The organism is Rhodobium gokarnense, assembly GCF_025961475.1.
Taxonomy (GTDB): Bacteria; Pseudomonadota; Alphaproteobacteria; order Rhizobiales; family Rhodobiaceae; genus Rhodobium; species Rhodobium gokarnense.
Map to the genome: position 1 here is coordinate 442,278 of NZ_JAOQNS010000001.1, position 13,572 is coordinate 455,849.

General features: G+C 66.4%; 13 protein-coding genes. 12 read left to right on the top strand and 1 reads right to left on the bottom strand.

Going from position 1 to position 13,572, the window contains the following annotated elements; translation table 11 throughout:
• Positions 1-158 precede the first annotated feature (158 nt).
• From M2319_RS02065 to M2319_RS02115, 11 genes are all read left to right on the top strand, one after another.
• Complete coding sequence (locus M2319_RS02065; RefSeq protein WP_264599764.1) at positions 159-1,130, top strand: thiamine pyrophosphate-dependent dehydrogenase E1 component subunit alpha; 972 nt, start codon at positions 159-161, stop codon at positions 1,128-1,130.
• Positions 1,130-2,107 (top strand): alpha-ketoacid dehydrogenase subunit beta, encoded by a 978-nt coding sequence (locus M2319_RS02070; RefSeq protein ID WP_264599765.1) that lies wholly within the window; start codon positions 1,130-1,132, stop codon positions 2,105-2,107. The genes M2319_RS02065 and M2319_RS02070 overlap by 1 nt, the downstream gene beginning before the upstream one ends.
• A gap of 10 nt (positions 2,108-2,117) precedes the next feature.
• Positions 2,118-3,362 carry an acetoin dehydrogenase dihydrolipoyllysine-residue acetyltransferase subunit gene (locus M2319_RS02075; RefSeq protein ID WP_264599766.1) on the top strand — a complete coding sequence of 415 codons (1,245 nt, stop codon included), beginning with the start codon at positions 2,118-2,120 and terminating at the stop codon, positions 3,360-3,362.
• A gap of 8 nt (positions 3,363-3,370) precedes the next feature.
• Positions 3,371-4,186, top strand: coding sequence for a pyrroline-5-carboxylate reductase (proC, locus tag M2319_RS02080; protein WP_264599767.1), 816 nt, complete (start codon positions 3,371-3,373; stop codon positions 4,184-4,186).
• Entirely contained in the window at positions 4,183-5,127 is a 945-nt protein-coding gene (locus M2319_RS02085; protein ID WP_264599768.1) for a DMT family transporter, read from the top strand. Before proC ends, M2319_RS02085 begins: the two co-directional genes overlap by 4 nt.
• A gap of 94 nt (positions 5,128-5,221) precedes the next feature.
• Positions 5,222-5,995, top strand: a complete 774-nt coding sequence (locus M2319_RS02090; protein ID WP_264599769.1) for an SDR family NAD(P)-dependent oxidoreductase — start codon at positions 5,222-5,224, stop codon at positions 5,993-5,995.
• Entirely contained in the window at positions 5,995-6,912 is a 918-nt protein-coding gene (locus M2319_RS02095; RefSeq protein WP_264599770.1) for a hypothetical protein, read from the top strand. Before M2319_RS02090 ends, M2319_RS02095 begins: the two co-directional genes overlap by 1 nt.
• A gap of 2 nt (positions 6,913-6,914) precedes the next feature.
• Positions 6,915-7,310: a RidA family protein gene (locus tag M2319_RS02100; protein WP_264599771.1), complete on the top strand. Its 396-nt coding sequence runs from the start codon at positions 6,915-6,917 to the stop codon at positions 7,308-7,310.
• Between the two features lie 10 nt (positions 7,311-7,320).
• Positions 7,321-7,869 carry a hypothetical protein gene (locus M2319_RS02105; protein ID WP_264599772.1) on the top strand — a complete coding sequence of 183 codons (549 nt, stop codon included), beginning with the start codon at positions 7,321-7,323 and terminating at the stop codon, positions 7,867-7,869.
• Positions 7,870-7,994: 125 nt separating this feature from the next.
• Positions 7,995-9,320, top strand: coding sequence for an NAD(P)/FAD-dependent oxidoreductase (locus M2319_RS02110; protein ID WP_264599773.1), 1,326 nt, complete (start codon positions 7,995-7,997; stop codon positions 9,318-9,320).
• Between the two features lie 195 nt (positions 9,321-9,515).
• Positions 9,516-11,924, top strand: a complete 2,409-nt coding sequence (locus M2319_RS02115) for a hybrid sensor histidine kinase/response regulator (RefSeq protein WP_264599774.1) — start codon at positions 9,516-9,518, stop codon at positions 11,922-11,924.
• A gap of 127 nt (positions 11,925-12,051) precedes the next feature.
• Here the strand turns inward: M2319_RS02115 and M2319_RS02120 are convergent, their stop codons facing one another.
• Positions 12,052-12,759, bottom strand: a complete 708-nt coding sequence (locus M2319_RS02120) for a response regulator (protein ID WP_264599775.1) — start codon at positions 12,757-12,759, stop codon at positions 12,052-12,054.
• A gap of 149 nt (positions 12,760-12,908) precedes the next feature.
• Here M2319_RS02120 and M2319_RS02125 point away from each other — a divergent pair, with 149 nt between their 5' ends.
• Entirely contained in the window at positions 12,909-13,556 is a 648-nt protein-coding gene (locus M2319_RS02125; protein WP_264599776.1) for a TorD/DmsD family molecular chaperone, read from the top strand.
• Positions 13,557-13,572: the final 16 nt, after the last annotated feature.

The following is a 13,572-nucleotide window of genomic DNA, read 5'->3' on the forward strand; positions in this document are numbered from 1 at the left end:
TTTTTCGCCGGCTGGGCGCTACGCTTCCGGCTGCGGTCTTTCCTTTCATCACGACGACTGTCTTCGGCTTGCGGATGTCCTTTCGCGGCCAGTTTGCCCTTGCGGCTTTTTGAAGTTATGTGTTACATGTTATAACAAAATAACGCGGAAAAGGCCGGATGAAGAACTCACCGTCGATCGACGAACAAATTGAAATATTTCGAAAAATGCATGTGGTGCGGCAGCTTGAGGAAAAGCTGGGAGCCCTGCACAAGGAAGGCAAGACGCGCGGCCCGATCCATCGCTGCGACGGCCAGGAGGCGATCGGCGTTGCCGCGACGGCGATGCTTGACGACACCGACTATGTGATGAGCACGCACCGGGGCCACGCCCACTACATCGGCAAGGGGCTCGACGTCTATCCGGTGGTCGCCGAGATCTTCGGGCGCGAGACCGGGAGTTGCGCGGGCCGGGCCGGCCACATGCTGGTCGCCGATGCCTCCAAGGGCATGATCGGCGGCAACGCCATCGTCGGCGCCAGCATTCCGGCGGCAACGGGCGCGGCGCTCTCCAACCAGGTGCTCGGCCGCGACGCGGTCTCCATGTGCATCTTCGGCGATGGCGCGGCGCAGACCGGCATCTGCCACGAGGCGATGAACATGGCCGCTCTCTGGAAGCTGCCGATCGTCTTCGTGCTGGAGCACAACCAGTTCGGCCTCACGGTCGATACCGACATGCAGTCGCCCATCGACGATCTCAGCATCCGCGCCGCCGGCTACGGCATGCCCTCGGAGATCGTCGACGGTAACGATCCGGTCGCCGTCTACCGGGCGGTCGGGGCGATGGTCGAGCGCGCCCGGCGCGGCGAGGGGCCGGGCATGGTCGAGGCCAAGACCTATCGCCTGGAAGGCTTTTCGACCTCCGACATGGGCGGCTACCAGAAGGACGAGGACATCGCCGCCTGGAAGGCGCGCGACCCCCTGAAGATCGCCTTCGACCAGCTCAAGGCCGAGGTCGGCGAGGACAAGCTGAAGACCATCGAGGCGGAGGCCGTCGCCGAGGTGGAAGCCGCCTTTGAGAAGGCGCTCTCTGATCCGTTCCCGGAATTCGAACTCTTCGATGCCAGCGCGGCATACAGTGAGGTTGTGTAATGGCGTTGATGCGGTATGCCGAGGCGCTGAACGCGGCGCTTCGCGAGGAAATGACGCGCGATCCGTCGGTCTTTCTGTTCGGCGAGGACATCGGCCGCTATGGCGGCGTCTTCAAGGTAACGCGCGGCCTGCAGGAGGAGTTCGGCTTCAACCGGGTGCGCGACACCCCGATCTCCGAACAGGCGATGACGGCGATGGCCGTGACGGCGGCGATGACCGGCACAAGGCCGGTGCTTGAGATCATGTATGCGGACTTCATGCCGCTGACGCTCGACGCGCTCGTCAACCAGGCCTCGATCTACGAATATATCTGGAACGGCCAGGTGAAGATGCCCTTCGTCCTGCGCACGCAGGGCGGCGGCGGCGCGGGGGCCGCGGCCCAGCACTCCAAGTCGCTCGATTCCATGGTCGCGCACATCCCCGGCATCAAGGTGGTCGCGCCGTCGACCCCGGCCGACGCCAAGGGGCTCCTGAAATCGGCGATCCGCGACGACCAGCCGGTGGTCTTCCTGGAGCACAAGCTGCTCTACAACATGCGCGGCGAGGTGCCGGAGGGCGACGACGTGCTGGTACCGCTCGGCGCCGCCTCGCTCGCCCGAGAAGGCACGGACGTCTCCATCTTTGCGACCTCGCGCATGGTGCATGAGAGCCTGAAGGCGGCTGAGGCGCTCGCCGAGAAGGGTATTTCCGCCGAGGTGATCGATCTCCGGTCGCTGAAGCCGCTCGACCTCAACGCCATCAAGAAATCCATCGCCAAGACCAACAACGCCGTCGTCGTCAACGAGGGCTGGAATTTCTGCGGCTATGCGGCGGAGATCTCGGCGACGATCATGGACCATTGCTTCGACGATCTCGATGCGCCGGTGGCCCGGGTGACCATGCCCGACATGCCGATCCCCTACAGCGAGCCGCTGGAAATGGCGGTGCTTCCGAACGCGGAAAAGATCGTCGCCGCGTCGCTGCAAACGCTCGCCTGAGGAGGGGACAATGACCCATCCGATCACGCTGGAAAGCGCCGGCGGCGAATATATGGAAAGCGTCGTCGTCGTCGAATGGACCAAGAAGCCCGGCGAGGCGGTCGCCGAGGGCGAGGTCGTCGTCGTCGTGGAGACCGCCAAGGCGGCCACGGAAATCCCGGCGCCGCATGCCGGCTATTTGCAGGAGATCCTGTTCCAGCCCGGCGAGGAGGCCGATATCGGCGCCGTCCTCGGCCGCATCGGCGACGAGAAGTCTGCGAGCACGCCGGCGCCCGCCGAGAGCGCTGCGCCGACGCCGAAGGCCGCCGACGAGGCGCCGGTGTCGACGGCACCCGCGGCCTCCAAGGGCGGCGCGCGGGTCGTCGCGACGCCGCTCGCCCGGCGCGTCGCCAAGGAGCGCGGCATCGACCTCCACGACATTCGCGGCACGGGCCCCCGCGGCCGCATCAAGCTGCGGGATGTCGAGGCGGCAAAGGCCGCGCCGAAGCCGGCCGCTGCCGCGCCGCAGGATGCCGCAGGACCGGCCCGTGACGGTGTCCCGGTCGTCTTCCTGCACGGGTTCGGGGCCGACAGGACGGCGTGGAGCCGGGTCGTGCCGCTCGTCGACCGTGCCATCAAGCCGATCCTGATCGAGTTGCCGGGGCACGGATCGTCAACAGATGGCGCCATCACCCGGTTCGACGATCTCGTCGATGCCGTCGCAGCCGAGCTCGACGACAAAGGCATTACGGCCGCCCATTTCGTCGGCCATTCCCTCGGCGGCGCCGTCGCGCTCGCGCTGTGCGGCCTTGGCCGGGTCGCGGTCCATTCCCTCTGCCTGATCGCGCCGGCCGGGCTCGGCCCCGAGATCAATGGCGGCTTCCTCGATGGCATGGCCAATGCGCAGAGTGCCGAGAGCCTGGAGCCGTGGCTCGATGCCATGACGGGAACCGACTTCACCCTGCAGAGCGGCTATGCGCGCACGGTATTGCGCCAGTGGCAGGCAAGGGATACGCAAAAGACCCTAGCCGAGATGGCCGACGGCCTTTTCCCGGGGAATACGCAATCGATGCGGCTGGCGCCCGTCCTTGCCGACCTGGCGATCCCGGCAAAGGTGCTGTGGGGGCTCGATGACCGGATCATCCCGTCCGCCCACGCCTTTGCGGCATCGGCCGGTGTCGGCCTCCATCTCATGAAGGGAACGGGGCACGTGCCGCACATGGAACAGCCGGCGCTGACGGCGCGGCTCATCAACGAGCTGACGCGGGCCGGATAGGAGGCTCTGTGGCTAAGAAGGTTCTGCTTGTCGGTTGCGGCAATATGGGGTTCGCGATGTTGCAAGGCTGGCTCGCCCTGCAGCCGTCGCCCGAGATCACCGTCGTGGAGCCCGCCGCCCCGTTGCGCCAGCGGATCTCCGACCTCGCCGTTTCGGCCCTTGCGTCGGCGGACGACCTTGCCGCGGATTACTGGCCGGACATCGTCGTCCTTGCGGTCAAGCCGCAGATGTTCGCCGGCGTCCTGCCGGACTATGCCCGGTTCGCCGGTCCGTCGACGCTGTTCGTCTCGATCGCCGCGGGCGTCACCACCGCCACCATTGCCGGACTGACCAGAGCGGATGCGGCCATCGTGCGCTGCATGCCGAACACGCCGGCCGCGATCGGCCATGGCGTGATGGCGCTCTATGCCAACGGCCAGGTGAGCGCGGAGCAGGCCGAGGCCGCGGCAACGCTCCTTGCCGCCTGCGGCACGGTCGTCGCCATCGAAGACGAGGCCCTGATGGACGCCGTCACGGCGGTCTCCGGCTCCGGACCCGCCTATGTCTTCCATTTCATCGAGGCGCTTTCGGAGGCCGCGCGCAAGGTCGGCCTGCCGGACGATCTGGCGGACCTGATGGCGCTCAAGACGGTGGAAGGCGCCGCACGGCTCGCCGCGACCAGCGACGATGCGCCCGGGACGCTGCGCGAGAAGGTGACCAGCCCGGGCGGTACGACGGCGGCTGCGCTCGGCGTGCTGATGGGCGAGGGCGCCCTGTCGACGCTCCTCGGCGATGCCGTCGAAGCCGCCCGCGACCGTTCCGTAGAGCTCGGAAAATCCGAGTGACCAGTCCCGGTGCGGCCGGCGAACCGGACACCTCTCGCAACATAAAAACAATCTCGCCCCCGGCCGGCACGAATGTCGTCGCCGGGGTGCTGCTGCTCGTCCTTGCGACCATCATCTTCGCCTGCCAGGACGCCATCACCAAGCATCTGGTGGCGTCCTATCCGGTCACCTTCATCCTCGTCATCCGCTATTGGTTCTTCGGCGCCTTCGGGCTTGGCCTCGCCGCGCGCCAGCCGGGCCTCCACATCGCCTTCAAGAGCCGACGGCCGGTGTTGCAGATCGGGCGCGGGATCCTGCTCGTCCTCGAAATCGGCCTGATGGCGCTTGCCTACCGCACCCTCGGTCTCGCCGAGACCATGACGCTGTTCATGTGCTATCCGCTGATGGCGACGGCGCTTGCCGCCGTGCTCCTTCGCGAGCCGGTCGGCTGGCGGCGCTGGGTGTCGGTCGCCGTCGGCTTCGTCGGCATCGTCATCATCCTCAGGCCCGGCGCGGGGGTTGTCGATGTCGGTGCGGTGTACGTTCTGATCTCGGCGCTGATCTATGCGGTCTACCAGATCCTCACCCGGCTCTGCGGCAATGACGACAGCCCGTCGACGTCGTTCCTCTATGTCAGCATGGTCGGGGCCGTCATGATGACGGTGGTCGCGCCGTTCGCCTGGACCACCATCACCTTTGAGGACGGCGCCTGGCTGGCGGTCCTCTGCGCCATGTCGATGGGAGGCCATTATTCGCTGATCCGGGCCCTCAGCATCGCGCCGGCCGGCCTCCTGCAGCCGTTCAACTACCTGCAGCTCGTCTGGGCCGTCATCGTCGGCTGGCTCGTCTTTAACGACATGCCCGATGCCTGGGCGTTTGCCGGCGGCGCGCTGATCGTCGGCAGCGGCCTGTTCGTTGCCTATCGCGAGCGGGTGCGGGCCCGCGCGGCGGCTCGGGCCTGAGCTAAAAATCGCCGATAATCGCCGGCATGAGGCTCTTGTAATTTGATATAACATATTTCATAGTTCGGGAAATCCGAACGCAAGGCAGGTGGACATGCAGGAAAAACGGAAATCGGTTCTCATCACGGGTGCGGGCAGCGGCATCGGGCGCGCGGCGGCCCTGCGCTTCAACGCCGAGGGCTATGGCGTCTGCCTGTTCGACATCAACGAGGCGGCTGCCAAGGAGGTAGCTGCCGAATTGAACCCGGAGATCGGTTCGCTGTGCGTGACCGGATCGGTCACCGAACTCTCCGACATGACCGATGCGGTCGCGGCGACGAAGGACATGTTCGGCACGCTCGATGCCATCGTTACGTCTGCCGGCGTCGTCAAGGTGGAGCCCGCGGTCGATGCCGATCCGGAGTTCTTCCGCAAGACGATGGAAATCAACGTCATGGGCACCTGGTTCACGGCCCAGGCGGCGGGCCGGGTGATGATCGAGCAGGGCCATGGCGCGATCGTCATGATCGGCTCGGTCTATGGCGCCGGCGGTGCGCCGCAGCGCACGGCCTATTGCGCCTCCAAGGGCGCGGTCCACAATCTGGTGCGCAGCCTTGCCGTGGAATGGGGCCCGTCCGGCGTCCGCGTCAACGCCGTCGCGCCGACCGGCGTGCGCACGCCGATGGTGCAGGACCTCATCGACCGCGGCATCTACGACCTTGCCGGCGTCGAGGGCAGGGCGCCGCTGCGCCGTCTCGCCGAGCCCGAAGAGGTCGCCGCCGCCTGCTATTTCCTCGCCAGCGACGAGGCCCGCATGACCACCGGCACCATCCTTCCCGTCGACGGCGGCTGGATCGCCAACGGCTACACCCTGGGCAAGCGCGACTGATGGCGGGCGATCCGGATATCCTCATCTTCAAGGTCGAGGGCGTGGAGCGGGAGATCCTGCTCGACGGCTCGAAATGTCCGGCAACGCTCGCCAAGGTGAAGGCGGCGCTGCCGGCGACCGTCGACATCCACTGCGCCAAGATCGCCGGCAGCCACATCATGTGGCCGGTGCCGTTCGTGGAAGCCGTGGAGAACGCCTCCGACGTGCTCGACATGCCAGCCGGCTCGTTCTTCTTCTGGCCGGAGCGGCAATATCTGGAAATCACCTACGACGCGCTGCAGGCGGAAACGGCCGCGGTCAACTATCTCGGCCGGCTTCGCGGCGACGTTGCCTGGCTGCGCGACTATGCCGACCGCCAGCGCCAGGGTCAGGGTACGGCCATCTTCAAGGCCGAGGTCTATCTGAAGGACGCCCCCGCCGATGCGGCACCCGAGCCGGACGAAGCCGACGACGGCAGTGCCCTTGCCGGCGTCCGCGCCGCGCGCCGGGCGGTCTGGGCGGCCCAGCCGTCGGACGTTGCCGGATTGCTGGGCCGCCGCGGCCTCAACATCCCCTTCGGTCCGCTCTCCATGGCCGAAGGCGAATTGCGCAAGCTGCACGAGCTGCTGTGGCGGCTGTGGAATGCGGGCGGTGAAATCATCGATACCGAAAAGATGGCGATCGCACGCTTTGCAACGCATGCGGCCATCACCCGCGTCGGCGGCTTCTGCCACATGGGCGAGACCGCCGCGGTGCTGGAAAAGCTCATCGTCGCGCTCGGCGACGGCGCCGCCCGGCTCGATGACGTCCTCGTCGAAGGCATTCTCTACAGCGGCCGGATGGCAGCCTGGCTCGACCTCTACATCCAATGGTGGCCGATCAACGAAATGACGTTGAAGACGCTTGAGGCTGCCGACAACTCTCTCGGAAAGGCATGACAATGACCGCAAAACGCCAGAACATCTCGTCCGGATCGAAATTCGAGGAAGCCTTCGGCTATTCGCGCGCGGTCAAGGTCGGCGAGACGGTCTATATCTCCGGCACCATCGGCATGAATTTCGCAACCGGCGAGGTCTCCCCCGATCCGGTCGAGCAGCTCCGCCAGGTCATCAGGAACATCGAGCCGGCGCTCAAGGAGGCCGGTGCGAGCCTCAAGGACGTGGTCCAGATCACGACCTATGTGACGGCGCCGGAGGTGTTCCAGGCGATCGGTCCGGAACTCGGCAAGATCTTCGGCGACATCCGCCCGACCAACGCGGCGCTCGTCGTCGAATTCCCGGTGCCGGACGTGACGGTCGAAATTTCGGCGACCGCCGTCATCGGCTGCGGCAGCTAAGGGAGACCCCATGGCCGACGCAGAAACGATCACCCACGGCGACCTCGTCTATCGGATCATCCCGCTCGGCGAGACCCTGGCCCTTGCCGAGGAACTCAGGACCTCCGGCAAGAAGTGGCATTCCCATGTCCTCTCGCCGGGCTGCCTGCACAACCCCAAGCCCGAGCAGTACGGCCTCGTCATCGAGGACGACAGCGAGGACATCACCTATCTCGCCCACTCCGTCGGCTTTCCGGAGGAGGACAAGGTGCTGGTGAAGATCCTGCACGGCGACGACATCCTCGATGCCTCCAAATCGGGCGGCGACAATGCGGCTGTTGCGGCCTCGACCCTGTTGCCGAAGGTCCGGGAGATCGATGCCTCGGGCGCGACGTGGCATCACCACATGCATTTCCCGACCTGCAGCTTCAATCCCCACCGCGGCAAGTGGTCGATCTCGGTGGAGGACGGCAAGGGCGGCGTCTTTTCGGAAACCTATGACGAGGAGCCGGTCGACGTCCTGCGCGAGATCGAGGTGATCTATTTCCGCCATCTCGACGCCAAAACCAAAGACGGATAAACGGCAACGACAAGAGCGGCGTCCGAGAACGCCGCCTCCCGATAAACGCATAAAGAACATGTCCTCCAGCATGCGCTGGCCCGACCGGCGGTCGGGCCGGCACTTTTTCAGGAAAGGTTCGGGTCATGGGATCTGCCCTCGACCGCATCGATGTGAAAATGCAAGGGGTCCTGTGGGCCGGGACCGCCAAGGAAAAGCCGTTTTCCAGCATGCCGCTGGAGGCCGACAAGGACGTTGACCTCGTTGTCGTCGGGGCCGGGTTTGCGGGCCTCACGATCGCCCGCTACGCGGCAAAGGCCGGGCTGTCCGTCGTCGTCCTGGAGGCCGGCATCGTCGGCGTCGGCGCCTCCGGGCGCACCGGCGGCTACGCGGTTCCGCATTTCCCGGGCGCGAAAAAGCCGAGCGACGTGGAAAAGCTGCTCGGCAAGAAAAAGGCCGACAAGCTGATCTCACTGGTCGCCGGCGGGCCGACCTGGATGTTCGATGAGATCGAGCGATACCAGATCGCCTGCGACCCGCTCCGAAAGGGCTGGGCGCAGCCGGCCCATTCGCAAAAGGCGATGGCCAAGGTCAAAGCCGTCTTTGATGAATGGAAGGCGCTCGGCCAGGACGTCGAGTGGATCGAGGGTGCGGACGTCAAGGCGACGCTCGGCGCCTCCGGCTATCTCGGCGCCTGGCGCAATCCGACCGGCGGTGCGGTGCAGCCCTTCGCGCTCTGCCTCGGCCTTGCCCGCGCCGCGACCCAGGAAGGCGCCGTCATCCACGAGAAGAGCCCGGTCACCCGGGTCCGGCACCAGGACGGCAAGGCGACGGTGCAGTGTAACGGCCATGTCGCGACGGCGAAAAAGGTCGTCATCGCCACCAACGGCTATACCGACCCGCTGACGCCGAACCTGGAAAAATCCGGCATTGCCGTCAGGCTCTTCCACTGCGCGACGGAACCGTTGTCGGAGGAGGTGCTCGACACCATCCTGCCGCAGCGCACCTGCTTCACCGACCTGCGCAAGTCCGGCGGCTTCTGCCGCTGCGATCCGGACGGGCGGATCATCTCCGGCGGCGCGGTGTTCTCCGTGCCGGGCGCGGAGGGCTACGGCCTTGGCCATGCCCGCAAGCGCATGTACACCCTGTTCCCGGAACTGGAACGGGTGAACCCGAAGATCGAGACCTATTGGGAAGGCTACTGCTCGATCACCGACAGCTACCTGCCGTCGTTCCAGGTCGTCGACAGGGACATCTTCTCGCTGATCGGCTTTTCCACCCGCGGCGTCGCGCTCGCCCAGACCATGGGCAAGATCGTCGGCGAGTTCGCCGCCGACCAATGCACGCTCGACGACATCCCACTGGAGGTCGTGGAGGGGACGCGCAGCATCTCCATGCACGGCGTCAAGGAGCGGGTCGGCCGGCTGATCTTCCCGTACTACCAGGCGATGGACCGCTTCGGCCTGTCCTGAGGCGGCGGCCGGCTCCGGCCACCGCAGCCGAGCTTTGCGCCGGCGCCCGATCGCAGGGCGTCGGACGCCCCTATCATACTTTGGTATTGCCCGGTGCGGCATTCGGCCCTACATGTGCGGTGCTGATTACAGGCTCGCCGGACCCGCGCCCTCCCGGCCGGTCGCGCGGTGGGCCACCGCTACGGAATCTCCGGCATGGATGCCCGCGTCCCGACATCTGCGAATGATCCCGGTCTTCCCGAGAGGACCCTGCTGGCGCCGCTCGCCGAGCTGGTGATCTCCTCGGAGGACTGGCTGCTTGAGCGCATGTACCGGCACTTCCGGGAGCAGGGCTATGCGGCCTACAGCTCGACCCTGACGGAGGCCTGGCGCACGGCCGTGCGCGGCGTCTCGCAGACGATCGTCGATGCCCTTGCGCTCTACGATGCGCCGCCGGACCTGCCGGCCGAGCTCGACTATATCCGGGATTCGGTGGCCCAGTACGGCGTCGACAAGGCCGGCGCCCACCGCGCCCGCGGCGTGCCGCTGGTGATGTATCTCGGCGGCCTCAAATACTATCGCCAGACCTATGTGGATCTCGTTGAGGAATCCGGCCTCGATCCGGAGGCGGTCCATGTCTGCCGGCAGTTCGTCCACCGGGTGTTCGACCGCATCGAGCTCGGCCTTTGCGGCGAATGGTTCGGCCTTGCCGAGACCGACCGTTTGCGCGAATTCCAGCAGCGCAATGCCGAGCTCACCCGCGAAAAGCTCAAATACCTGACGATCTTCGAGAGCCTGCGCGACCCGGTCATTCTGCTCGACCGAAGCGGCCGGATCGAGAACATGAACAATGCGGCCTGCGAGATCTTCGGCATCGGCGCCACGCCGGGCACGGTCTATTACGGCGAGGCGAACCTGGCGCATCTGACCGCCGGCCTCGGCGACCTGTTGTCGGTGGAGGATGCCGGCACCGATGTGGAGCGCACGCTGCAGACCCGCCACGGGCCGCGCCGGTTCACCGTCAAGCGGCGGCCGATGCTCGATATCTCCGAATCCTTCCTCGGCGCCGTCGTCATCCTCACCGACATTTCCGACTATCGCGGCGCGCTGGAGGAGGCCGAGCGGGCCAATTCGGCCAAGTCCGAATTCGTTGCCGCCGTCAGCCACGAGCTGAAGACCCCGATCCACGGCATTCTCGGCATGGCCGAGCTGTTGCAGTCGTCGACGCTGAGCCATGGCCAGCACAGCCAGATCGAGGCCATCTCGGCCTCCGGCGAGGCGCTGCTGGCGCTGCTCAACGACGTCCTTGACCTGTCCAAGATCGAGGCCGGCCGGCTGGAACTGGAGGCGATCGAGTTCGACCTCGACCACCTGCTCGACGGAACCAGGGCGCTGATGCAGCATCAGGCGTTCCGCAAGGGCCTCGATTTCACCATCCGCCAGGGCAAGGGCGTGCCGAAGCGGCTGCGCGGCGATCCGGCCAAGCTCGGCCAGGTGCTGCTCAACCTCGTCGGCAACGCCATCAAGTTCACCGACGAAGGCCATGTGTCGCTTGAGGTGAGCGCGCTGAAAACGGACAAGGTCGGCCAGGCGCGGCTGCGCTTCGTCGTGGAGGACACCGGCATCGGCATTTCGCCGGCGGCGCGCGACCGGCTGTTCCAGCCGTTCTCGCAAGGGGATCTCTCGATCTCCCGGCGCTATGGTGGCACCGGCCTCGGCCTCGTCATCTCCAAGCGCATCGTCGAGGCCTTCGGCGGCACCGTCGGCGTCGATTCGGTCGAAGGACAGGGCAGCGCCTTCTGGTTCGAGATCGAGCTGCCGCGGGCACAGCGCCGGGCGGCGCCGCGGATGTCCGTCGAGCAATCCCTGCTGCCGTCGCTCTCGATCCTTGCGGCCGAGGACAACGACGTCAACGCCATGGTGCTGACCGGTTTCCTGGAACTGGAAGGTCACCGGGTGACGCGGGTGCGCGACGGCGCGGCGGCGGTCGCACGGGCCGCCAAGGGCGATTTCGACGTCATTCTCATGGATCTGCGCATGCCCGGCATGGACGGGGCGGAGGCGGCGCGCCGGATTCGTGCGCTCGACGATCCGCACCGCTCGGCGGTGCCGATCCTGGCGGTCACCGCCAACACCCAGCGTGCGCGGCTGGCGGAATGCCTCGAGGCCGGCATGGACGGCTATGTGGCCAAGCCCTACCGGCGCGAGGAACTGGGCATTGCCCTGCGCGGCATCGTGCCTGCCGGGCGGCCCGAAGAGGCGGCCGGGCCGCAAACGGGCCCGCTCATCGACGAGACCATACTCACCGACCATGCGGGCCTGCTCGGATGTGACCTCGTGGAGGAGATCATCGAGGCGGTGCGGGAGTCGACCGGACTGCTGGTCGCCGAGATGCGCGAGGCGGCGGATGCCGGGGACCGCGTGCGCGTCGGCGACAAGGCCCATGCGCTGAAGAGTGCAGCGGCCAATGTCGGGCTGACCGCGCTTGCCGAAATGGCGGCGACGCTCGAGGCGACGGCCCAGAACGGCGGCGACCTGATCATGGTCGCGACCCTTGAGACGGCGCGCGCCAATGCGCTTGCCGCACTCGACGTGGTCTGGGAACGTCTCTGCAAGAAACGCTAAAGCATGTTGCGTTTTTTCTGAAACACGCAACATGCTTTAGGTCTTTGTTTTGACGCGAATTCTTTTCCAAAAAGTCTATCAGCTTTTTGGAAAAGCGCTCTAGGGGCGCCGCCGGGCAGCGTTCCGCTCAGGTGACGTTGGCCGCGAACCGGTAGCCGACGCCGTGCTCGGTCAGCACGATCCGCGGATCGTTCGGGTCGCTCTCGATCTTCTTGCGCAACCTGCCGACCAGGACGTCGACGCTGCGGTCGTTCGGCGCCCATTCCCGGTGGCTGACGCCGCCCAGAAGGGCGTCACGGGTCAACACCGTCTGCGGATTGCGGAGAAATGCCGCCAGGAGCTCGAACTCGGCGCGGGTCAGCTTGACCTCGCACCCGTTCGGGTTTCTCACGCGGCGCTGGCCGAAATTCACGCACCAGCCTTCGAAGTGCCGGACCTCCTCCTGGGTGGCCTGGGGCGCCGGTGCCCTGGTGCGGCGCAGCACCGTGCGCGCCCGGGCGAGCAGGTCGCGCGGATTGTAGGGCTTGGTGACGTAGTGGTCGGCGCCGGTCTCCAGGCCGATGATCTGGTCGACCTCGTCGGCCTGGCTGGTGACGATGATGATGCCGACATCGGAGCGGTCGCGAATCTCGCGCGTCAGGGTCAGGCCGTCCTTGCCCGGCAGGCGGACGTCGAGAAGTACCAGGTCGACCGTGTCGCGGGCAAAGACCGCCCACATCTGGTCGCCGCTCTCGGCCGTGCTGACCCGGAACCCCTCCTTGGAGAAGTAAGCGGAGAGCATCGTTCTCGTGGAGAGTTCATCTTCAACGATCAGGACATGCTGGCGATCGTCCACGGGTTGTCCCCTCGCTGCGTTTGTTACACCCCTGTTACATATTATTACGGTTCGTTCAAGCGGGGCGGGAAGCTCGTTTACATCCGATTCCTATGTCGGTGGCCAACGGTCTCAAAGACCGATTCAAAGACCAAAAAAAAGGCCTCCACATGCCTACCGAAAGCCTCGACAAAGCTGCCGCGGCCGTTCCCGATCCGGCGTTCTACCAATGGCTCGCGGGCCTGTTCATCCGCGAGCAGACCGAAGAGACGCTCGCCGTCCTGAAGGCGCCGGAAACCCGCACCGAATTCCATGACCTCGCCGCCGGCAACGACGTGCTTCGCGGCCGCCTCAACCGGCTGATCGACGTTGCCGCCAATCCGGCCGACCCGCAGGACCAGGTGCTCGATCTGGCGTCCGCCTATGCGCGCCTGTTCCTTGGCGCGGGCGGATCGCGCGAGGGCGTGCCGCCCTACGAGTCGGTCTATACCGGCGCCGACGGACGGCTCTATCAGGAAGCGACCGCCGAAATGGAGGCGCTCCTGAAGGAGCAGGGGCTGTGGCTTGCCGACCGGCGCGAGCCGGCCGACCACATCGCCGTGGAACTGGAGCTGCTCGCCCAGTTGACCGCCCGGGCGGCGGACGACGCCGATGCGGCGGCCCGCCGGCGCACCCTGCTTGGCGACCATCTCCTCGTCTGGGCCTGGGAATTCTGCGACCTCTGCCGCGATCGCGACCGCAGCGGCTTCTATGCGGCTGCGGCGGAAGTGCTGCGCACGCTGCTGGAAGCGGAAGAGCGGGCCCTGAAGGCGCACTGAAACACCGCCCGGCGGC

Excerpts from the sequence above, each read along its gene's own strand:
- M2319_RS02125 (WP_264599776.1), top strand. The coding sequence starts at position 12,909 with ATGCCTACCGAAAGCCTCGACAAAGCTGCCGCGGCCGTTCCCGATCCG.
- M2319_RS02075 (WP_264599766.1), top strand. The coding sequence starts at position 2,118 with ATGACCCATCCGATCACGCTGGAAAGCGCCGGCGGCGAATATATGGAA.
- M2319_RS02070 (WP_264599765.1), top strand. The coding sequence starts at position 1,130 with ATGGCGTTGATGCGGTATGCCGAGGCGCTGAACGCGGCGCTTCGCGAG.
- M2319_RS02100 (WP_264599771.1), top strand. The coding sequence starts at position 6,915 with ATGACCGCAAAACGCCAGAACATCTCGTCCGGATCGAAATTCGAGGAA.
- M2319_RS02090 (WP_264599769.1), top strand. The coding sequence starts at position 5,222 with ATGCAGGAAAAACGGAAATCGGTTCTCATCACGGGTGCGGGCAGCGGC.
- M2319_RS02105 (WP_264599772.1), top strand. The coding sequence starts at position 7,321 with ATGGCCGACGCAGAAACGATCACCCACGGCGACCTCGTCTATCGGATC.
- M2319_RS02110 (WP_264599773.1), top strand. The coding sequence starts at position 7,995 with ATGGGATCTGCCCTCGACCGCATCGATGTGAAAATGCAAGGGGTCCTG.
- M2319_RS02115 (WP_264599774.1), top strand. The coding sequence starts at position 9,516 with ATGGATGCCCGCGTCCCGACATCTGCGAATGATCCCGGTCTTCCCGAG.
- M2319_RS02095 (WP_264599770.1), top strand. The coding sequence starts at position 5,995 with ATGGCGGGCGATCCGGATATCCTCATCTTCAAGGTCGAGGGCGTGGAG.
- M2319_RS02065 (WP_264599764.1), top strand. The coding sequence starts at position 159 with ATGAAGAACTCACCGTCGATCGACGAACAAATTGAAATATTTCGAAAA.